The following is a 20592-nucleotide window of genomic DNA, read 5'->3' on the forward strand; positions in this document are numbered from 1 at the left end:
CGGCCCGGCGTTCCCCCGTTCCGGGGAAGCACCGGGCCGGTCGGCGCGCGGGCGGGGGCGGGGCTGCGACCCTTCCCCCATGGCGCAGTTGGAACACCTCACCGCTCCCGTCGACGCCGTCCTCGCCCGGATGCGGGCCCTCGACGCGGAGTTGCCCGAGCGGGACGGGGTCGCCGTGTTCAACCGCGTCTACCTCGCCGTCACCGAGGAGGTCGGCCGGTGCCTGGGCGCGGGGGTGTTCGCGGACCGGCGCGCGGCGGCCACGCTGGACGTGCGGTTCGCCGAGCGGTACCTGGCCGCGGTGGACGCGGTGGCCCGGGGCCTGCGTCCGCCCGCCTGCTGGCGGCCCCTGTTCCAGTTCCGCCGCCATCCCGGGGTACGGCCGCTGCAGTTCGCGCTCGCGGGCGTCAACGCCCACATCGGGCACGACCTGGCGCTCGCCGTGGTGGACACCTGCCGCACGCTCGGCTGCGAACCGGCCGATCTGGAGGACGAGTTCGACCGGGTGGGCGATCTCCTCGCCTCGCTGGAGGAACGCGTCCGCGAGGATCTGATGCCGGGCCCCGACCTGCTCGAGATCGCCGATCCGATCACCCATCTGCTGGGCTCCTGGAGCCTGGAGCGGGCCCGGGAGGCGACCTGGGCGGCGGCCCGGGCGCTGTGGGCGCTGCGCCACTGCGGGGACCTCGCCGGGGAGTTCGCCGAACGCCTCGACGCGGCGGTCGGCTTCGCGGGCCGGATGCTGCTGACGCCGTTCGGCGACTGAACCGGTCGGTTCCGGCCGACCTCCGCCGGGCCTCCCGGAATCCGGCGGCGGCCTCTGTAGGTTGAAGCGGCAACCGACGGCGAAGGAGCTCACGGCACATGGCTACCCGGCTGGGCCTCGGCCTCCCGCAGAACCGGCAGTACGACCTGGGCAGGGACGTGCCCGACGTGGCGCGCACCGCGGAGCGGATCGGATACGACAGCCTCTGGGTGTACGAGCGCGCCCTGTTCCCGGAGCCCGCCGGCCAGGGCCTCTACGACATCCCCGGACTCCCCTGGCCCGACTCCTACCGCGGCGTCGCCGAGCCGCTGGTCACCCTGACCCTCGCCGCCGCCGCCACCGAACGCGTCCTGCTGGGCTCCAGCGTGCTGGTCGCGCCGCTGCACCTGCCCTTCCAGCTCGCCAGGTCCCTGGCCACGCTGGACGCGGCGAGCGGGGGCCGGGTGCTCGCCGGTTTCGGCACCGGCTGGTCCCACGACGAGTACGCGGCGACGGGCGTACGGCCCTTCGAGGAGCGCGGGCAGGTGCTGGACGAGCTGATCGACGTGTGCCGGGCGGTGTGGGGCCCTGACCCGGTCGTGCACGAGGGCCGGATCACCCGGATCTCCTCGGCGGTGGTCGGCCCCAAGCCGGCCCGGCCGATCCCGATCCTGCTCGCGGCGAGCGGCCGGCGCGCGAAGCGGCGTCTGGTGGACCACGCGGACGGCTGGCTCCCGGTGGGCACGGGCGTCGAGCAGATCAGCGCCCAGTGGGCCGAGTTGCGGGAGCTGGCCGCCGAACGCGGCCGTGAGGAGCCGATCCGGACCGTGCTGCGGGTCAACGCGGCGCACTCGGCCGAGCCCTTCCACGGCGACGGCCGGCGGCCGTTCCAGGGCGACGCCGACCAGATCGTCGAGGATCTGGTCGAGCACGCGGAGATCGGCCTGGACGAGATCCTGGTGGACCTGCAGAGCACCCCGCGCGACGCCCAGGAGCTGAAGGACGTGGCCGCCGAGGTGTTCGAGAAGGCGCGGGCGGCCGGGGTCTGAGCCCGGCCGGAAGCCGGGACCTGAGCCCGGCCGGGAGCCTCGACATGGGCCCGGCCCCGGGCCGGGACCTGAACCCGGCCCCGGGACCGGCCGTGGGCGCCGCCGGCCCGGTGCACGCGGTCCGGGCCGGTGTCCCGGTCAGTCCTCGGGCAGTTCCACCGGGGCGATCTCGTCGTAGACGTCGCCCGGGCCCGGGTTGGTCGGGTCGGTCTCGCCGCCGAAGTGGCGCATGACGCCCCAGACCGCGTTCAGCGCGGTCTGGATCGCGCCCTCCGCCCAGCCGGCCGTCCAGGAGATGTCGTCGCCGGCGAGGAAGATGCCCCGCTTGTCCTCGGGCAGCCGGTCCTGCATGAAGTGCGTGAACAGGCGCCGCTGGTAGCGGTAGTGGCCGGGCAGGTTGGCCTTGAACGCGCCCATGAAGTAGGGCTCGTTCTCCCAGGAGACGGTCACCGGGTTGCCGATGATGTGCTTCCTGATGTCCACCTTCGGGTAGATCTCGCCGAGCGACTTCAGCATGACCTCCATCCGCTCGTTCGCGGACAGCGGCAGCCACTTCAGGCTGTCGTCGCACCAGGTGTAGGACAGGCAGATCACGGCCGGCTTGTCCGGGCCGTCGTCCAGCAGATAGGTGCCGCGCGTCATGCGGTCGGTGAGCGTCATCGACATGACGTCCCGGCCCGTGTCCTCGTCCTTGTCCAGCCAGAACGGCCGGTCGACCGGTACGAAGAGCTTCGAGGACTCCATGTAGTGGGTACGCTCGATCGCCGTCCAGTGGTCGATCGGGAAGAGCGAGTCGTCGCAGGCGATCTTCGACAGCAGCATCCAGGACTGGGCGGTGAAGACGGCCGCCCGGTAGGTGCGGATGTCGCCGTCGGCGTCGGTGACGGTGATCTGGTTGCCCGCGGTGCGGTGCAGCCGGGTCACGGCGGGGCGGGGCTCGCCGTCGACGTGCAGGGTCTTCAGCGAGGTGCCGTACGGCCAGTGGACGATCTTCTGCGGCTCGCGCTCCCAGAGCCGGAGCGGCAGCTGCTGGGAGCCGCCGACGATCCCGCGGTGGTGGTCGTCGGCCTCGGTGTAGACGACCCGCAGGATCTCCAGGATGGAGTTGGGGAAGTCGGTGTCCCAGCCGCCGGTGCCGAAGCCGACCTGGCCGAAGATCTCACGGTGCCGGAACGACTTGAAGGCCTCGGAGTCGCAGAGGAAGCCGTAGAAGGTCTGGTTGTCGAGCTTCTCGACGAGCTTCGCCCAGATCTCGCGGATCCGCGGGACGTCACGCTCGCGCATGGCGCGGTTCATGTCGGAGAAGTCGGCGCCCTCCTCGAGGCACCGGTTCCACGCCTCGGCGACGTCCCGGTACACCTGGGGCAGGTCGTCGATGGTCTCGGCGTAGTGCGACTCGCCCTTGAGGTCGACCACGGTGGACGGGGTGGCCTCGGCGAGGGGGTTCGGGAAGGGCCGGGTCTCCAGGCCCACCATGTCGATGTAGTGCTGCAGCGCGGTGGAGGATGGCGGGAAGCGCATGGCGCCCATCTCGGCGGTCAGCGACTCGTCGCAGCCCTCGAAACCGACCGTGCGCAGCCGGCCGCCGATCTGGTCGGCCTCGTAGACGACGGGCTTGAGGCCCATCTTCATCAGCTCGTACGCGGCCACGATGCCGGACAGGCCGCCGCCGATGACGGCGACCTCGGCGCCGTGCTCGGTCGCCGGTATCTGGCCGAGGCCCGCCGGGTGGGCGAGGAAGTCGTCGTAGGCGTAAGGGAAGTCCGGGCCGAACATGGTGATCGGCGGCTGCTGCTCGTCTGCGTGCTCGACGGCGTTGGGCACGGTGGACGTCATGGGGTACGGACTCCTTGCGCGGGGGGTGGATCTGGGGAAGCTGGAAGGGGGATCAGACGAGGGATCCGTACAGACCGGGGCGGCGGTCCTTCAGGTACGGGTTGGCCTCGCGGGAGGCGGCCAGGAACGCCGGGTCGGCGTCGGCCAGGACGAGCTGCTCCTCGCGGCCGGCGCGGGCGCGGGCGACGCCGTCGGGGCCGGCCAGGACCGACAGGCCGACGAACTCGAACTCGCCCTCGCGGCCGACCCGGTTGACGTACGCCACGTACATCTGGCTCTCCCAGGCCCGCACCGGTACCAGGGACTCGGCGACGAACTGGAAGGGGTGCATCTGCGCCGTCGGCACGACCAGGAGGTCGGTACCGGCGAGGGCGTGCGCCCGGACGTTCTCCGGGAACTCGACGTCGTAGCAGATCATCAGGCCCACGGTCAGCCCGTTCAGCTCGGCCTGGACGACCGGCTGCTCGCCGGGCGTGAAGTGGTCGCGCTCGAAACCGCCGAAGAGGTGGGTCTTGCGGTAGTTCGCGAGCCGGGTGCCGTCGGCGGAGATGAGCTGGGCGGAGTTGTGGACGGTGTCGCCGTCGCGCTCGGGGTAGCCGTAGGCGATCGCCAGTCCGTGCCGGCCGGCGATCTCGGCGATCGCGTCGGCGGAGTCGCCGTCGGCGGGCTCGGCGAAGCGGGCGATGTCGTCACCGATCGCGTACCCGGTGAGGAACATCTCCGGCGCGGCCAGCAGCGCGGCGCCCGCGGCGGCGGCCCGCCCGGCGGCCTCGTCGAGGACCTTGAGGTTCTCGGCGATCGAACCGGGGCGGCCGGAGCTCTGGAGCAGGGCGGTGCGCATGCGTTTCCTCACCGGGAAGGGGGTTTGGGGGGCCAGTTAGAAGGTACGGTCGGCGCGCTCGGGCGGACAAGAAGGAGCCGTTGCGCGCCGGTGCGCGGTTCGTTGCGTGGCGGGACGGCCGGACGGCGATTCGTTGCGCGCCCCGCGCGGGAGCCCGGGCGTGCCCTGGGGCGCAGGTCACACCGCGGTTTCCGCACCGGACGGGGAGGCGGGCCGCCACCGCGTGAGCGAGGCGCGGGAGTCGGGCCGCCGGGAGGGCGGTGGGCGATCGGTCTGCGCCGCTCGCCGCGGCTCAGGCGGGCGCTGTACGAGTTCCCGGGGCGGGCCGGGACCGGCGACGGAGCCGGTGGCCCGGCCGGGGGTGCGGGGCTCCAGGGCCCCGGCGACGGAGCCAGCGGCGCGGCCGCGGGTGCGGGCCTCCAGAGCCCCGGACCGGGACCGGCGACGGAGCCAGCGGCCCGGCCGGGGGTGCGGGGCTCCAGGACCTTTCCGGGCTCCAGGGCCTGTCTGACGGTCCGCGCCGGATCAGCCCGCGGCGGGAACCGTCGGCCCGGCCCTAACCCGGAGCGCCCGAGGAGAAGCGGCGCAGCAGCGGTGACAGCACCAGCACCGACTTGGTCCGCTCCACGAACGGCTCGCCGGCGATGCGCTCCAGGACCCGCTCGAAGTGGCGCATGTCGGAGGCGAAGACCTGGACGATCGCGTCCGCGTCGCCGGTGACGGTCGACGCGGCCACCACCTCCTGGTAGCGCTCCAGGCCGCGCTGGATGGTCTCCGGGGAGGTGTTGCGACGGCAGTAGACCTCGACGAACCCCTCGGTCTCCCAGCCGAGCGCCGCCGGGTCGACCCGGACGGTGAACCCGGTGATGGCTCCGGTGGCCCGCAGCCGGTCCACGCGCCGCTTGACGGCGGGCGCGGACAGGCCGACGAGCTGCCCGATGTCCGCGTAGGAGCGGCGCGCGTCCTCGGCGAGGGCGTGCACGATGCGTTCGTCGAGATCGTTCAGCACGGGGGGTGGTTCATTTCTCCGGGTCGGTCACTTCTGCGCCGCCACCGCGACGTCCGCGGAGGTCGCGAGGCGGGAACGGCGATAGCCGTATCCGAAGTAGAACACGAGCCCGACCGCCATCCAGACACCGAAGACCACCCAGGTGACGGTGGACAGGCTCCCCATCATCCAGACGCAGAAGGCGAAGCCCAGCGCCGGCAGCACCGGTGTGAGCGGGACCCGGAAGGTGCGCGGCATGTCCGGACGGGTCCGGCGCAGCACCACCACGGCCACGTTGACCAGGGCGAAGGCGAAGAGGGTGCCGATGCTGGTGGCGTCGGCGAGCTGGCCCAGCGGGATGGCGGCGGCGAGGACGCCGCAGAACAGCGACACGATCACCGTGTTGGCGCGGGGCGCGCCGGTCTTCGGGTGGACCTTGGCGAACACCTTGGGCACCAGGCCGTCGCGGGACATGGCGAAGAGGATGCGGGTCTGGCCGTAGAGCACGGTCAGGACGACGCTCGCGATGGCGATGACGGCGCAGAAGGCCAGCAGGGTGCCCCAGAAGCTCTGGCCGGTGACGTCCGTCATGATCCGGGCGAGCGCCGCCTCGGAGTCGTTGAACTTCCGCCAGGGCCGGGCGCCGACGGCGACGGCCGCGACCAGCACGTACAGCGCGGTCACGATCACGAGGGACAGCATGATCGCGCGCGGCAGGTCCCGCTGGGCGTTCTTCGCCTCCTCACCGGCGGTGGAGGCGGCGTCGAAGCCGATGTACGAGAAGAACAGCGTGGCGCCGGCCGCGCTGACGCCCGCCATGCCCAGCGGCATGAAGTGCGCGTAGTTGCCGGACTTGAAGCCCATGAAGCCGATGGCGCAGAACAGGACCAGCGCGGCGATCTTCACGCAGACCATGATCGTGTTGGCGCGTGCGGACTCCTTGGCACCGCCGAGCAGGAACGCCATGGCGAGGAGCACGACGATCAGCGCGGGCAGGTTGAAGACGCCGCCGTCGCCGGGCGGGGCCGACAGGGCGTCCGGGATGGTCACGCCGATGGTGCCGTCGAGCAGTTCGTTGAGGTACTCGCCCCAGCCGACGGCGACGGCGGCGACCGAGACACCGTACTCCAGGAGCAGGCACCAGCCGCAGACCCAGGCGATCAGTTCGCCCATGGTTGCGTATGCGTACGAGTACGAGGATCCGGCGACCGGGATGGTGCCCGCCAGCTCCGCGTAGGACAGGGCCGAGAACAGCGCGGTGAGCCCGGCGATCACGAAGGAGAGGGTGACGGCCGGACCCGCCTTGGGCACGGCCTCGCCGAGGACGACGAAGATGCCGGTGCCGAGGGTGGCCCCGATGCTGATCATGGTCAGCTGCCACAGTCCGAGGGACCGCCGCAGCGACCCTCCCTCGCCCTGGCCGCCCTCCGCGACCAGGCGTTCCACTGGCTTGCGGCGCATGAGGCGCGCGGCGACGCCCGGGGACGCGGGGGCGGCCGTTCTCTGCTCTTGCGGGGGTGCGCCTTGGTCGAGCACGCGCGGGCTCCTTATCGCTGCCGGTCAGGACGTACGAGGACCGGCGGAAGCCCGTCAGGGCAGGAACCCGCCGAGCGGAGTCCCCGCCACGCCACCTACAGCGCAGCACCCTACGAGGCGCGGCTTCGCGGGCGTAATGCAGCAAGCTTGCGCATGCCCGCATCATCATTGCGTTCATCGGGCCGGGGTGCCCTTTTGTTGCGCCCGGACCGCGGAGCGTTGCGCGGCGGCCGCGCGAGTCCCTTTTCTCACGCTTCCTCCGGCTCCCCGGGGACGGCCCGCTCCGGGCCCCGCGGCAGGCCGGGTGCGGAAGGCCGGCACCCGGCCGGCGCGTCCGCCGCGGACACGCGGACGGCCCCCGTCCGTCCCGGGAGCGGGACCGGCGAGGGCCGTGCGGAACGGGTGCGGGGGCCGGCGGGCGGCTCCGGGCGTCAGTTCCAGCTGGCGTGCAGCGGCTTGCCCTCCGCATAGCCGGCGGCGCTCTGGATGCCGACGATGGCCTTCTCGGCGAACTCCTCCAGGGAGCCGGCTCCGGCGTAGGTGCAGGAGGAACGGACGCCCGCGATGACCGAGTCGATCAGGTCCTCGACGCCCGGGCGGGCCGGGTCGAGGAACATCCGGGAGGTGGAGATTCCCTCCTCGAACAGCGCCTTGCGGGCGCGGTCGTAGGAGGACTCCTCCGAGGTGCGGTTGCGCACCGCGCGTGCGGAGGCCATGCCGAACGACTCCTTGTAGAGGCGGCCGTTCGCGTCCTGCTGGAGGTCGCCCGGGGACTCGTAGGTGCCCGCGAACCAGGAGCCGATCATCACGTTGGACGCGCCGGCCGCGAGGGCCATGGCCACGTCGCGCGGGTGGCGGACGCCGCCGTCGGCCCACACGTGCTTGCCGTACTTCCTCGCCTCGGCGGCGCACTCCAGGACCGCGGAGAACTGCGGCCGGCCCACGCCGGTCATCATCCGGGTCGTGCACATCGCGCCGGGTCCGACACCGACCTTGATGATGTCCGCGCCGGCCTCGATCAGGTCCTTGACGCCCTCTGCGGAGACGATGTTGCCCGCCACGATCGGCACCTGCGGGTCGAGCGCGCGCACCACCTTGACCGCGCTGATCATCGACTCCTGGTGGCCGTGCGCGGTGTCGATGACGAGCGTGTCGACGCCCGCGTCGAGCAGCTGCTTGGCCTTGCCGGCCACGTCGCCGTTGATGCCGACGGCGGCGGCGACGCGCAGCCGGCCCTTCGCGTCCACGGCCGGGGTGTACAGGGTGGCCCGCAGGGCGCCCTTGCGGGTCAGGATGCCGGCGAGCCTGCCGTCCTGGTCGACGGCCGGGGCGTAGCGGCGGTTGTGCGTGTCGAGGGTGTTGAAGGCCTCGCGCGGGTCGATGCCGGCGTCCAGCAAGAGCAGGTCCCTGGACATGACCACTTCGAGCTGGGTGAAGCGGTCGACGCCGCTCAGGTCGGCGTCGGTGACGACGCCGACGGGCCGCTGCTCCTCGTCGACGACGACGCCGGCGTTGTGCGCCCGCTTGGGCAGCAGGGCGAGGGCGTCGGCGACGGTCTGGTGCGGGGCCAGCACGATCGGGGTGTCCAGCACCAGGTGGCGGCTCTTGACCCAGGAGACGACGTCGGCGACCACGTCGATCGGGATGTCCTGCGGGATGACCACGAGGCCGCCGCGGCGGGCGACCGTCTCGGCCATGCGACGGCCGGCGATGGCGGTCATGTTGGCGACGACGAGCGGGATGGTGGTACCCGTGCCGTCCGGCGAGCCGAGGTCCACGCCCTGACGCGAGCCCACCGCGGAGCGGCTCGGCACCATGAACACGTCGTCGTACGTCAGGTCGTACGCGGGCTGGATGTCATTGAGGAAACGCACGTGCCGCACATCCCAGTCGATCAGAGGTGACCCCCCGACGGGTGCGCCAGGGGGAAAAGAGCACGTACTTCATTGTCCCATGACGGCCGGCCCGTCAGGCCCCCACAGAACCTCCAGCGCCGCCGGAAGGGGGCTGGGAGGATCCTCCAAGGGCGAGGGCGACGGTCAGCGCCGGTGCGATCCGCATGGCGTGCGCGAACACCTCCTGGGCGGTCTCCCACTCCTCCGGCCGCGCCTTCGCGTACGCCTGCCAGTCCCGGACGACGAGGAGCAGCCCCCGCTCCCGGGCCTCCTCGGGCCAGACGGACAGGTCGGACAGGGAGTCGGCCAGCGCGTCCCAGTTGCGGCCGAACCAGCCGGGCAGCGAGAGCGCCCGGGCCGCGCGGTCCATCAGGCCGGCCTTGTCCGTGACCCCGTCGAGGTCCAGCGCGGCCACGAGACGGTCCGTCAGGTCCCCGGTCATCTCAGCACCGCCCGGAACGAGTCGTAGTGATCATCGGTGTAGTAGACCTCCCCGCCCTGGCCGGTGACCAGCCGCCGTGCCCCGCGGTCCGGCGAGCCCGGGGTCGGCACCGTGTACTCGTGGTAGTGACCGCGCGGCTGTCTCGGCAGACGCCCCTCGAAGTTGCCGAAGACGACTCCGTCCCTGGCGTACGGGAAGGGTCCGCTCCGGTCGATCAGGGCGAGGGTCCGGCGGGCCTCGGCGGGCAGCCGGGACTCCTGGACGGTGGCCATGCCCCGGGCCCACGCCGGGGTGGACGCGCTCGCCTCCGCCGGCGGGGATCCGCCCTGGCCGGAACAGCCGGTCAGCAGGACGGTCAGCGCCAGCAGCGCCCCCGCGAGCACGGCGGGAAGGCGCCGCGTCCCGGCTCGGCGAGCGGGCCCGGGGAACGCTTGGGTGACGAACCGCGGCAGCAGCATGCGGCCGATGCTGTCACGGCCGTCCCGCCACGTCCTCACCACACCCCACCGGCGCCGCACGCCGCGACCCGGCGGAACCCGCCGGGCGCCGGGCCGGGAGGGGGTCACACCGCTCCGGACGAGCCATCACCGGGTCAGGCAGACCGCACCGAGCCGCACCAGTCCTGCCGGGCCATGCCGGGCCGCACAGGCCACGCCCGGCCAGGCAGGCCACACCCAGCCGGTCACCACACCGGACCGGACGACCCACGCCGGCGGGCCGGACAGGCCACACCGGACCGGACGAACCACGCCGGCAGGCGGGACGGCCCAAGCCGGACCAGGCAGGCCGCGCCCGGTCATGCAGGCCACAGCAGACCCGGCCACTAACGCGGGACCGGGCCTGCCGGGCCGGATCGCCGGCCCGGCCGGGTGTCAGTGGCCGTCGGGGTCCGCACGGCTGAGCGTGGGCTTCGGCGTGGGGCCGGCCGTCATCAGGTAGTCGGCGGCCGAGGTGTCCGTCACCAGGCTGGTGACCAGCCCGGACCGCAGCACCGCGTCGATCGCGGACGCCTTGCGCTGCCCGCCGGCGATCGCCACGACCTCCGGGATACGGCGGAGCTGGTCTGCCTTGACCGTGATGCACCGCTCCCCCAGGTCCCGGCCGATCCGGCGCCCCTCGGCGTCGAACAGGTGGGCGGCCATCTCGGCGGCGACCCCGAGCGAGGCGTAGTGCGCGCGCTCCTCGTCGCTGAGCATGTCGTGCACCGTCGAGATGCCCGGCTCCCAGGAGCCGATGGAGACGCAGGCGACCGTGACCTTGTCGAAGTACTCGAAGGCCCGGGCGATCCCCGTCTGGTTGCGCAGGGCGGCCGCGGTGGCCGCGTCCGGCAGCAGCATCGGCGCGTAGATGGGGTGGGCGTCGCCGCCCGACACCTGGGCGGCCCGGCGCACGGCCTCCACCGAGCCGCGCTCGGAGGTCCCAGCGTCGTACACGCCCGTGAGCTGCACCACCGTGCACGGCGGCAGCCGGTCGAGCGCGGCGGCCATGTGGATGGTGGACCGGCCCCAGGCCAGTCCGAGCACGTCCCCCTCGTTGACCAGCTCGCCGAGCAGATCCGCGGCGACCTCGCCGAGGTTCTCGGGGTCGGGGGTCTCCTCCGCCTCGGCCGGGGACTCGACCACGACGGCGTGCCTCAGGCCGTAGCGGGCGCGGAGCGCGTCCGAGCGCTCGGCGTCCAGTTCGGCCGGCACACGGATCTCGATGCGCACGAGATCCCGTTCGAGGGCCGTCTCCAGGACCCGGGCCACTTTGAAGCGGCTGACGCCGAACTCCTCCGCGATCTGGATCTTGGATTTGCCCTCGAGGTAGAAGCGGCGGGCCATGGCCGCCGCCTGCACCAGCTCAGCGGGTCCCATCCGCATGGCTGACCGGCCCGCCGACATACCCGACACGGCGATCTCCTCACTGCTGTTCACACTCTGGATTCGCCGTTCATCCTTGCAGATACGGCGCGGCTGATCCGCCCACATGGGCGGCGTTCACTCAAGCGTTCACGTAGCCGTGGCTCAGTGGCCGCATGCCCAGGAGGCCCCGGCAGTCGCGGAATCGGCCTGGGCGCGCAGCGCCCGCACCGCCTCCGCGGGGTCGTCGGCCCCGTACACGGCCGAGCCGGCCACGAAGACGTCCGCTCCCGCCTCCGCGCACCGCTCGATGGTGGAGGCCGAGACACCGCCGTCGACCTGCAGCCACAGTTCGAGACCGTGCTTGCCGATCAGCTCCCGGGTGCGGCGGATCTTGGGGAGCATGATGTCGAGGAAGGCCTGCCCGCCGAAGCCCGGCTCGACCGTCATGATCAGCAGCATGTCGAGTTCCGGCAGCAGGTCCTCGTACGGCTCGATCGGCGTCGCGGGCTTCAGCGCCATGGAGGCGCGGGCGCCCTTGGCGCGGATCTCCCGGGCGAGCCGCACGGGCGCGGCGGCCGCCTCGACGTGGAAGGTGACCGAGGAGGCCCCCGCCTCGACGTACCGCGGCGCCCAGCGGTCGGGGTCCTCGATCATCAGGTGGCAGTCCAGCGGGGTGCCGGTGGCACGGGCGAGGGACTCCACGACCGGCACGCCGAGCGTGAGGTTGGGGACGAAATGGTTGTCCATGACGTCGACGTGGAGCCAGTCGGCTCCCTCGACCGCCTTGGCCTCGTCCGCGAGGCGGGCGAAGTCGGCGGACAGAATGCTGGGGTTGATCTGCGCGGCCATGACCCAAGCCTGCCATGCCGCCACGTCTGCCTGGAACGGCGGTCCGTCGCGGTTGTGTCTCGGTCGCGGGGCGGTGCGGGACGGACCCGGCCGCCCCGCACCCCCGGGGACCGCCGGCCGGGGTCAGCCGGTGCGGCGGATCAGGGCCAGGTACATCGCGTCGGTGCCGTGCAGGTGCGGCCAGAGCTGTACGTCGGGCCCCTCGCCGAGCGCCGGGACGCCGGGCAGTAGGGGACGGGCGTCGATCAGCTCGGTCTCCGGGCGCTGCTTGAGCACGTCGGCGACGACCGCCCGGGTCTCGGCGAGGTGCGGCGAGCAGGTCGCGTAGCCGACCACCCCGCCGACGCGCACCGAGTCCAGCGCGGTGCGCAGCAGGGTGCGCTGGAGCGGCGCGAAGCTCTCCAGGTCCTCCGGGCGGCGCCGCCAGCGCGCCTCGGGGCGCCGGCGCAGGGCGCCGAGCCCGCTGCACGGCACGTCCATCAGCACGCGGTCGAAGCTGCCGGGCCGCCACGGCGGCCGGGTCCCGTCGGCGGTGACGACCTGGTACGGGCCCGGGTTGCCCTTCAATGCCCTGGCCACCAGTCCCGCCCGGTGCGGCTGCTTCTCGGCGGCCAGCAGCGCGGCCCCGCGTTCGGCGGCGAGGGCGGCCAGCAGCGCGGCCTTGCCGCCGGGACCGGCGCAGCCGTCGAGCCAGGTGGCGTCGGGGCCGTCGAGCGGGGCGTTGGCGAGCGCGAGGGCGACGAGCTGGCTGCCCTCGTCCTGGACTCCGGCCCGCCCCTCGTCCACGGCCCGCACGGCGCCCGGCTCGCCGCCCTCGGCCAGCCGCACGGCGTACGGCGACCAGCGGCCCGGTACGGCGGCGTCCTCGCGCAGCAGCTCCTCGGTGGTGGACCGGCCCGGCCGGGCGACGAGGGTGACCTCGGGCCGCTCGTTGTCGGCCTCCAGCAGGTCCTCGATGCCGGCCCGGCCGCCGCCGAGGGAGTCCCACAGCGCGGAGACCACCCAGCGGGGATGCGAGTGCACGACGGCGAGGTGGTCCTCCGGGTCGTCGTCGTAGGGCGGCGCGACCTTCGCGATCCAGCCGTCGAGGTCGTCCTGCGCCACCTTCCTCAGCACCGCGTTGACGAACTTGGCGCGCCCGTCCCCGAGCACCACGCGGGCCAGCTCCACCGAGGCGGACACGGCGGCGTGGGTCGGGATCCGGGTGCCGAGGAGCTGGTGGACGCCCAGGCTGAGCACGTCGAGCACCGGCGGGTCGACCTCGCGCAGCGGCCGGTCCACGCAGGCGGCGATGACGGCGTCGTAAGTGCCCTGCCGGCGCAGCGTCCCGTACACCAGCTCGGTGGCGAGGGCGGCGTCCCGCGCCTCGAAGCCGCCCTTCTCGCGCGCCTTGCGCAGCAGCGGCGGCAGGACCAGGTTGGCGTACGCGTCCCGTTCGTCCACCGCGCGCAGCGCGTCGAAGGCGAGGATGCGGACGGGGTCCTTCTGGGGACGGCGGTAGGGCTTGGCGGGCCTGCGCGGCCGCCCGGACTGCTCGCTCACGAAAAAGGTGCTCCGGATGTGAAGAAGGGGGTGCGGTTCCCAGCGTACGTCGCGGCGGCCGCGCCCCCGCCGCCCGGGGATCAGCCCCCGAGCGTCTCCCCCTCCGCGATGCGCGCCCCGCGCGCCCAGTCGGCGGCCCGCATCGGCTTCTTGCCCTGGGCCTGCACCCACCGCAGCTCGACGGCGTACGACCCGGTGCCCACGTGCACGCTGTTCTTGCCGGCCGCGAGTTGTCCAGGGGCGAGGCCGGTGCGCTCGGGCACCGGCGTGACCTGGACGAGCTTGAGCCGCTCGCCGCGGAAGGTGGTCCAGGCGCCGGGCGCGGGTGTGCAGCCGCGCACCACCCGGTCCACGCGCAGCGCGGGCGCCGCCCAGTCCACCTGGGCGTCCTCGACGGTGATCTTGGGAGCGAGGGTGATGCCGTCCGTTGGCTGCGGCACGGCCTTCAGGGTGCCGTCCGCGATGCCGTCCATGGTCGCGGACAGCAGCCCGGCGCCGGCGAACGCGAGCCTGGTGAGCAGGTCGCCGCTGGTGTCGGTGGGCCGTACCCGCTCGGTGACGGTGCCGTACACCGGACCCGAGTCGAGCCCCTCCTCGATGAGGAAGGTGGAGGCCCCGGTGATCTCGTCGCCCGCCATGACGGCGTGCTGCACGGGCGCGGCCCCGCGCCAGGCGGGCAGCAGCGAGAAGTGCAGGTTGACCCAGCCGTGCGCCGGGACGTCCAGGGCGACGCGGGGCAGCAGGGCGCCGTAGGCGACCACCGGGCAGCAGTCCGGGGCGATCTCCCGCAGCCGCTCCAGGAAGTCGGGGTCGCGCGGCCTGGCCGGCTTCAGCACCTCGATCCCGGCCTCGGCCGCCCGTTCGGCCACGGGGGACGCGACCAGCCTGCGTCCCCGGCCGGCCGGCGCGTCGGGCCGCGTGACGACGGCGGCCACCTCGTGCCGCCCGGAGGCGAGGAGAGCGTCCAGGGCGGGAACGGCGACCTCGGGGGTACCGGCGAAGACCAGCTTCATGGGCGGGATCGGGCCTCTCGGGCGGGGGTTGGACGGGCAGCGCACCAGTCTATGACCCGGCCGGGCCGCCCGCCCCACCCGTCACGGACGCGCGGGCGGCGGGCGGGCCGCGCCGGTGGTGCGCGGATCACGGGCGGCGTACGCATATGCCCGTACGCCCCCACCCCGTGACCAGCGGAGCGCCTGCGCGTTGGTCAAGAGAGAGTTGACACATCGGACCGCGGCAGCGGCCCAATTCCTTTCTACGCCGGTTCGAGAGGCTTGTTCATGGCCGACCACGCAACCCACGACGCCCAGGCCCGGGCCAGCCTGCACTTGCTGGTGCGGGACATCGAGCGGGTCCGCCGGCAGGTGGACGCGCTGCGCACGCTCACCGCCCAGTTGGGCAACGTCTACCGTCCGCGCCGTTCCGGCCCCTCCACGGGCTTCGTCGTCTACGGCCGCGCCCCCGCGCCCACGGTCCGCCTCGCCCAGGAGCTGCGGGACAGCGTCGAGACGCTGGTCACCGCGGCCGTGGACTTCGACCGCTCGCTCGGCTTCTCCTGGGACGCGGTGGGCTCGGCCCTCGGCGTCACCAAGCAGGCGGTGCACCGCCGTTACGGCGCCCGCCGCGCCGCCGCCCAGGCGGCCGCCGAGAACGAGCGGGCGACCGAGGCGTCCGGTACCCGCACGCTCGACGGCAACTCCCCCCTGCCCGCGGTGCCGACGGTTCCGGCGGCCCGTTCGATGCCGACCCAGCCGACCGCGGGCAGCCCGACGCTCCGCGACGACGTACGCCCGACGGCCTTCCCCGGCCCGCGCAACGGCTGACCCCGGCCGCCCGGCCCGGGCCCCGTCGCCGCCCTCCCGGGAGACACCGGGAGGGCAGAAGCGTGCCGGGCGGCGGCGCGGGCCCCGGCGGGGACCCCGCCCGGCCCGGCCGGGCCGCGGCCGCGCGGCCTCAGCCGATGTCCGGCGGGTCGATCCGCACCCGCACCGGCTCGCCGCCGCCCCGCGCCATCCGCGCGGCCTGGGCCGTCTTCAGGGCGGCGGCCAGCGCGGACCCGCTGCCGGGGGGCACCCGTATCAGCGCCCGCTCCCAGTGCTCGCCGGGCGGGGGCGCACCGGGCCTGCGGGGCCTGCCCGGCGGGGTGGCTGGCACCGGCACCGGACCCAGTACCTCGGCGTCCGCGGGCAGTTCGACGGTCCCGAGGAACTCGGCGACGGCCTCGGCCGTCCCCGACACGGCCGCCATCCGCGACACCGGCGGGAAGCCCAGCTCGGCCCGCTCCGCCAGTTCCCGCACCGCATGGCCCACGGGGTCCCAGCGCACCAGCGCCTGCACGGGGCGCAGGGTCGGTTCGGCCACCACGACCACGGTGCCCCGCTCGCTCTGCGGCCGCACGAGCGCCCCGGCGGCGATCCACCGGCGCAGCGCGTCCTCACCGGCCCGTAGGTCGGGCCGCCCGAGCATGGCCCAGCCGTCCAGCAGCAGCGCGGCCGCGTAGCCGCCCTCGGCGACGGGCTCGGCACCGGGCGTGCTGACCACCAGCGCGGGCGTGTCCGGCACCGTGTCCAGCACGTGCTCGCGCCCCGATGTGCGCACCGGTACGGCGGGGAAGGCCCGCCCCAGTTCCTCGGCGGTCCGCCGCGCCCCCACGACCTGGGCCCGCAGCCTGAAGCCGCCGCACTCCGGGCAGTGCCAGGACCCCTCCTCGCGCCCGCACCAGCCGCAGTGCGGCGCGCCGGCGTCCCGGGCCTCCAGCGGCCCCGAGCAGTGCCGGCACCGGGCGGGCGCCCGGCACTGGGCGCACGCCATGCGCGGCACGTAACCGCGCCGGGGCACCTGCACCAGCACCGGGCCGTGCCGCAGTCCCTCCCGGACCGCCTGCCAGGCGAGCGTGGGCAGCCGGGCGGCGCGGGCGGCCTCGTCGCGGGCGAGATCCTCGTCCCCGACCGTGCGGACGAGCGGGGCGGCCCCCCGGACCTGCTCCCGGCCCGCCACCAGGGGCCGTGCCCAGCCGCTCTCGACGAGCTGGGCGGCTTCGACCGTGCAGCTCCAACCGCCGAGCAGGAAGGCGCACTTGTCGAGGGAGGCGCGCAGCAGCAGCACATCGCGGGCGTGCGGCTGGGGGGCGTGCTGCTCGCTGTGGCTGTCGTCCCCGTCGTCCCAGACGGCGACGAGCCCGAGATCCCGTACCGGAGCGAACATCGCCGCCCGGGTGCCGACGACGGCGCGCACCGACCCGCGCCGCACCGCGAGCCACTGCGCGTACCGCTTCTCGGGGCCCGCGTCGGCGGTGAGCAGGACGTGGCGGCCCTCGCCGAGCAGCGCGGTGAGGGCGGCGTCGACGCGTGCGGCGGCCCGCCCGTCCGGTACGACCACGAGCGCGCCGCGCCCCGAGGCGAGCGTGGCGGCGACGGCCCGGGCCAGTTCGTCGCTCCACCGCGGGCCCGGCAGGGCGTTCCACACGGCGCGCGGGGCGGCGCCGGCGGCCAGCGAGCCGAGGAAGACGGCGCCGTGCTCGTACCGCGTCCAGGAGCCCGGCTCCGGGGCCGGTGGCGGGGGCAGCGGGGCGGGTGACGGCCGCCGCTCGGCGCGCGCGCTGCGCGGCGGCACGGCGAGCTGCAGCACGTCGGCCAGGCTCCCCGCGTACCGGTCGGCGACGGCCCGGGCGAGCCCCAGCAGCTCCTCGCCGAGCACGGGCTCGGGCGACACCACCTGGGCGAGGGCGGCCAGCGGTCCCGGGTAGTCGGACTCGGCCCGCCGCTCGACGATGAACCCGTCGATCAGCCCGCCGCCCTCGCGCCGCCCCTCGCGCACGCGCCCCCGTCCGGCGCCGAACCGCACCCGCACCCTGACCCCAGGCTGCGCCTCGGCGTCCAGCTCCTCGGGCACCGCGTAGTCGAAGTACCGGTCGAGGTGGAGCACGCCCTTGTCGACGAGCACCCGCGCCACCGGCAGGTCCCCGGCCAGCGCGGCGCCCCGCCAGGTCCGCGGCTTGGCCCGGGGCACCTTGGCCTCCCGCACGCTCTCCCGGATGAGCGCGAGCTGCTCCGGCGGCGCACCTTCGGCCCCGCCGTCCCCCACACCGTTCTCGCTGCTCACGCTTGCATTCTTACCAAACGCCACCGACAACCGGCGTCCGGGCGGGCCCAGTCCCCGGAGCGGGCGCCGCCGTCGGCGGCAGAGCGGTCGTCGGCGCCGCGGCCGTCGGCGGTGCGGGAGCGCCGGACACGCGCCGAGGCCCGGCCTCCCCACGGGGAAGCCGGGCCTCGGCGGACGAGCGGGACGGGAACTACAGGCCCGCGGCGTTGCGCAGGGCCTCCACGCGGTCCGTGCGCTCCCAGGTGAAGTCGGGCAGCTCACGGCCGAAGTGGCCGTACGCGGCGGTCTGGGCGTAGATCGGGCGCAGCAGGTCGAGGTCGCGGATGATCGCGGCCGGGCGAAGGTCGAAGACCTCGTCGATCGCCTTCTCGATCTTCTCGTGGTCGATCTTGGCGGTGCCGAAGGTCTCCACGAACAGGCCCACCGGCTCGGCCTTGCCGATGGCGTAGGCGACCTGGACCTCGCACCGCGAGGCCAGGCCCGCGGCCACGACGTTCTTGGCGACCCAGCGCATGGCGTAGGCGGCGGAGCGGTCGACCTTGGACGGGTCCTTGCCGGAGAAGGCGCCGCCGCCGTGGCGGGCCATGCCGCCGTAGGTGTCGATGATGATCTTGCGGCCGGTCAGGCCGGCGTCGCCCATGGGGCCGCCGATCTCGAAACGGCCGGTCGGGTTGACCAGCAGCCGGTAGCCCTCGGTGTCCAGCTTGATGCCGTCCTCCAGGAGCGCCTTCAGCTCCGGCTCGACGACGAACTCGCGGATGTCGGGAGCGAGCAGCGACTCGAGGTCGATGTCGGAGGCGTGCTGGGAGGAGACCACGACCGTGTCGAGGCGGACGGCCTTGTCGCCGTCGTACTCGATGGTGACCTGCGTCTTGCCGTCGGGGCGCAGGTAGGGGATGGTGCCGTTCTTGCGGACCTCGGAGAGCCGCTTCGACAGGCGGTGCGCCAGGAAGACCGGCAGCGGCATCAGGGTCGGCGTCTCGTCCGAGGCGTAGCCGAACATCAGGCCCTGGTCGCCGGCGCCCTGCTTGTCGAGCTCGTCCTCGTCGCCCTCGACCCGGGACTCGTAGGCCGTGTCGACGCCCTGCGCGATGTCCGGGGACTGCGCGCCGATGGAGACCGAGACGCCGCAGGAGGCTCCGTCGAAGCCCTTCTTGGAGGAGTCGTAGCCGATCTCGAGGATCTTGTTGCGGACCAGGGTCGCGATGTCCGCGTAGGCCTTGGTCGTCACCTCGCCGGCCACGTGCACCAGGCCGGTGGTGATCAGCGTCTCCACGGCGACGCGCGAGGAGGGGTCCTCGCGCAGGAGCGCGTCGAGGATGGTGTCGCTGATCTGGTCAGCGATCTTGTCGGGGTGACCCTCGGTCACGGACTCCGAGGTGAACAGGCGACGGGACACAACGCTCCCTGGGGTTGCAGCGGCTGCTGGCTGATCATTGGCGGACCACGCGGGGGGCTGCACCCGACGTCGTCCGAGAACAGTTTATCGGTCGCACTCGGCCGCCGGCCCACGTGTCTCGCCACTCGGGAGCGCTGTGACCTGCGGCACGGGCATTCTGCACAATGCCGAGCGGCCTTGGCCAGGCCCGCCACGCGTCATTGTCGGGCCGAAAACCGATGTCGCGCGGCCGGACCAGAAGGGCCCGGACGGCCGAACCGGGCCGCGCCCGGACGGCGCAACGGGGGGCGGCCCGGTCAGCCCAGGCGGGCGGCCACCAGGTCCCAGACGACGTCCGCGAGGTCCTCCTTGGGCCCGTGCGGCACGGGAGTCTCGCTCCCGTCGGCGCCCAGGACCACGGCCTCGTTCTCCTCGGAGCCGAACGTCTTGCGCTCCCCCACCTCGTTGACGACGAGGAGGTCGCAGCCCTTGCGGGCGAGCTTGGCGCGGCCGTTGGCGAGCACGTCGTCGGTCTCCGCGGCGAAGCCGACGACGACCTGCGCGGGGCGGGCGCGCTCGGCCGAGATCTCCGCGAGGATGTCCGGATTCCGCACCAGGGCGATGGGGGCGGGCTCCTGGTCGTCCTTCTTCTTGATCTTCCCGGCCGCGTAGGCGGCGGGGCGGAAGTCGGCGACCGCGGCGGCCATGACCACGGCGTCGGCGTCTGCCGCCGCCTTCAGGACGGCCTCGCGGAGCTGGACGGCGGTGCCCACCGGGACGACGTCGACGCCGGCCGGATCGGGCAGCCCGGTGTTGGCGGCGATCAGCGTGACACGGGCGCCGCGGGCGGCCGCGGTGCGGGCGAGGGCGTAGCCCTGCTTGCCGGAGGAGCGGTTGCCGAGGAAGCGGACCGGGTCGAGGGGCTCGCGGGTGCCGCCGGCCGAGACCACGACGTGCCGTCCCTGGAGGTCGGGCGCCTGGGCGCCCCGGGCCAGCACCCGGCGGCACACCTCGAAGATCTCCACCGGGTCGGGCAGCCGGCCCTTTCCGGTGTCGACCCCGGTCAGGCGGCCCACCGCGGGCTCGATGACGACGGCGCCGCGGCGGCGCAGCGTGGCCACGTTCTCCTGGGTGGCGGGGTGCTCCCACATCTCCGTGTGCATGGCCGGGGCGAAGACGACCGGGCAGCGGGCGGTGAGCAGGGTGTTGGTCAGCAGGTCGCCCGCGAGGCCGTGGGCGGCCTTGGCGAGCGTGTCGGCGGTGGCCGGGGCCACGACGACCAGGTCGGCGTGCTGGCCGATGCGCACGTGCGGCACCTCGTGCACGTCGTCCCAGACCTCCGTGGAGACCGGGTTGCCGGAGAGGGCGGACCAGGTGGCCGCGCCGACGAAGTGCAGCGCGGATGCGGTGGGCACCACGCGCACGTCGTGACCGGACTCGGTGAACCGCCTCAGCACCTCACAGGCCTTGTACGCGGCGATGCCGCCGCTGACCCCCAGAACGACCCTCGGCTTGTCCACCATCTCTCCCCGGCTCGGCAACGTAC

17 protein-coding genes are annotated in these 20592 nt (G+C 74.0%); 3 read left to right on the forward strand and 14 right to left on the reverse strand.

The features are described from left to right. Nucleotides 1-79 precede the first annotated feature (79 nt). Both TNCT1_RS29370 and TNCT1_RS29375 read left to right on the forward strand, forming a co-directional pair. Nucleotides 80-766 carry a DUF5995 family protein gene (locus TNCT1_RS29370; protein ID WP_143638094.1) on the forward strand — a complete coding sequence of 229 codons (687 nt, stop codon included), beginning with the start codon at nt 80-82 and terminating at the stop codon, nt 764-766. A 98-nt stretch (nt 767-864) separates the two neighbouring features. Then, nucleotides 865-1794: an LLM class F420-dependent oxidoreductase gene (locus TNCT1_RS29375; protein WP_143638096.1), complete on the forward strand. Its 930-nt coding sequence runs from the start codon at nt 865-867 to the stop codon at nt 1792-1794. A 138-nt stretch (nt 1795-1932) separates the two neighbouring features. Here the strand turns inward: TNCT1_RS29375 and TNCT1_RS29380 are convergent, their stop codons facing one another. From TNCT1_RS29380 to fmt, 11 genes are all read right to left on the reverse strand, one after another. Next, nucleotides 1933-3630: an NAD(P)/FAD-dependent oxidoreductase gene (locus TNCT1_RS29380; RefSeq protein ID WP_143638098.1), complete on the reverse strand. Its 1698-nt coding sequence runs from the start codon at nt 3628-3630 to the stop codon at nt 1933-1935. 52 nt (nt 3631-3682) lie between these two features. Further along, on the reverse strand, nt 3683-4471 hold the full coding sequence (locus TNCT1_RS29385) for a carbon-nitrogen hydrolase family protein (protein ID WP_143638100.1): 789 nt from the start codon (nt 4469-4471) through the stop codon (nt 3683-3685). Nucleotides 4472-5027: 556 nt separating this feature from the next. Next, nucleotides 5028-5480, reverse strand: a complete 453-nt coding sequence (locus TNCT1_RS29390; protein WP_143638102.1) for an Lrp/AsnC family transcriptional regulator — start codon at nt 5478-5480, stop codon at nt 5028-5030. Nucleotides 5481-5507: 27 nt separating this feature from the next. Next, a complete protein-coding gene (locus TNCT1_RS29395) occupies nt 5508-6995 on the reverse strand; it encodes an amino acid permease (protein WP_143638104.1) in 1488 nt (495 codons plus the stop codon). A 431-nt stretch (nt 6996-7426) separates the two neighbouring features. Beyond that, on the reverse strand, nt 7427-8869 hold the full coding sequence (locus tag TNCT1_RS29400) for a GuaB1 family IMP dehydrogenase-related protein (RefSeq protein ID WP_216856686.1): 1443 nt from the start codon (nt 8867-8869) through the stop codon (nt 7427-7429). Between the two features lie 94 nt (nt 8870-8963). Then, a complete protein-coding gene (locus TNCT1_RS29405; protein ID WP_143638108.1) occupies nt 8964-9332 on the reverse strand; it encodes a barstar family protein in 369 nt (122 codons plus the stop codon). After that, the gene (locus TNCT1_RS29410; protein ID WP_143638110.1) at nt 9329-9790 is read right to left on the reverse strand and encodes a ribonuclease domain-containing protein; all 462 of its coding nucleotides are present in this window, start codon (nt 9788-9790) and stop codon (nt 9329-9331) included. Before TNCT1_RS29410 ends, TNCT1_RS29405 begins: the two co-directional genes overlap by 4 nt. A 414-nt stretch (nt 9791-10204) precedes the next feature. Further along, nucleotides 10205-11248, reverse strand: a complete 1044-nt coding sequence (locus TNCT1_RS29415; RefSeq protein ID WP_174266495.1) for a sugar-binding transcriptional regulator — start codon at nt 11246-11248, stop codon at nt 10205-10207. Between the two features lie 90 nt (nt 11249-11338). After that, entirely contained in the window at nt 11339-12025 is a 687-nt protein-coding gene (gene rpe, locus TNCT1_RS29420) for a ribulose-phosphate 3-epimerase (protein WP_143638114.1), read from the reverse strand. Between the two features lie 123 nt (nt 12026-12148). After that, nucleotides 12149-13567 carry an RsmB/NOP family class I SAM-dependent RNA methyltransferase gene (locus TNCT1_RS29425; RefSeq protein ID WP_143638116.1) on the reverse strand — a complete coding sequence of 473 codons (1419 nt, stop codon included), beginning with the start codon at nt 13565-13567 and terminating at the stop codon, nt 12149-12151. Between the two features lie 80 nt (nt 13568-13647). Further along, complete coding sequence (gene fmt, locus TNCT1_RS29430; RefSeq protein WP_143638119.1) at nt 13648-14580, reverse strand: methionyl-tRNA formyltransferase; 933 nt, start codon at nt 14578-14580, stop codon at nt 13648-13650. Nucleotides 14581-14847: 267 nt separating this feature from the next. Here fmt and TNCT1_RS29435 point away from each other — a divergent pair, with 267 nt between their 5' ends. Then, complete coding sequence (locus tag TNCT1_RS29435; RefSeq protein ID WP_143638121.1) at nt 14848-15390, forward strand: hypothetical protein; 543 nt, start codon at nt 14848-14850, stop codon at nt 15388-15390. A 130-nt stretch (nt 15391-15520) separates the two neighbouring features. Here TNCT1_RS29435 and TNCT1_RS29440 read toward each other — a convergent pair whose 3' ends face one another. The 3 genes from TNCT1_RS29440 to coaBC all read right to left on the reverse strand — a co-directional run bounded on the left by TNCT1_RS29440 (nt 15521) and on the right by coaBC (nt 20566). Then, entirely contained in the window at nt 15521-17668 is a 2148-nt protein-coding gene (locus TNCT1_RS29440; protein WP_143638123.1) for a primosomal protein N', read from the reverse strand. Nucleotides 17669-17858: 190 nt separating this feature from the next. Then, nucleotides 17859-19067, reverse strand: coding sequence for a methionine adenosyltransferase (metK, locus tag TNCT1_RS29445; protein WP_143638126.1), 1209 nt, complete (start codon nt 19065-19067; stop codon nt 17859-17861). Between the two features lie 296 nt (nt 19068-19363). Further along, nucleotides 19364-20566, reverse strand: a complete 1203-nt coding sequence (gene coaBC / locus TNCT1_RS29450) for a bifunctional phosphopantothenoylcysteine decarboxylase/phosphopantothenate--cysteine ligase CoaBC (RefSeq protein WP_143638269.1) — start codon at nt 20564-20566, stop codon at nt 19364-19366. Nucleotides 20567-20592: the final 26 nt, after the last annotated feature.

It is taken from the genome of Streptomyces sp. 1-11 (genome assembly GCF_007176755.1).
GTDB lineage: Bacteria > Actinomycetota > Actinomycetes > Streptomycetales > Streptomycetaceae > Streptomyces.

Coding starts and splice junctions, on each gene's coding strand:
- rpe (WP_143638114.1), bottom strand. CDS start 12,025: ATGGCCGCGCAGATCAACCCCAGCATTCTGTCCGCCGACTTCGCCCGC.
- fmt (WP_143638119.1), bottom strand. CDS start 14,580: ATGAAGCTGGTCTTCGCCGGTACCCCCGAGGTCGCCGTTCCCGCCCTG.
- TNCT1_RS29380 (WP_143638098.1), bottom strand. CDS start 3,630: ATGACGTCCACCGTGCCCAACGCCGTCGAGCACGCAGACGAGCAGCAG.
- TNCT1_RS29410 (WP_143638110.1), bottom strand. CDS start 9,790: ATGCTGCTGCCGCGGTTCGTCACCCAAGCGTTCCCCGGGCCCGCTCGC.
- TNCT1_RS29375 (WP_143638096.1), top strand. CDS start 865: ATGGCTACCCGGCTGGGCCTCGGCCTCCCGCAGAACCGGCAGTACGAC.
- TNCT1_RS29385 (WP_143638100.1), bottom strand. CDS start 4,471: ATGCGCACCGCCCTGCTCCAGAGCTCCGGCCGCCCCGGTTCGATCGCC.
- TNCT1_RS29435 (WP_143638121.1), top strand. CDS start 14,848: ATGGCCGACCACGCAACCCACGACGCCCAGGCCCGGGCCAGCCTGCAC.
- TNCT1_RS29405 (WP_143638108.1), bottom strand. CDS start 9,332: ATGACCGGGGACCTGACGGACCGTCTCGTGGCCGCGCTGGACCTCGAC.
- TNCT1_RS29370 (WP_143638094.1), top strand. CDS start 80: ATGGCGCAGTTGGAACACCTCACCGCTCCCGTCGACGCCGTCCTCGCC.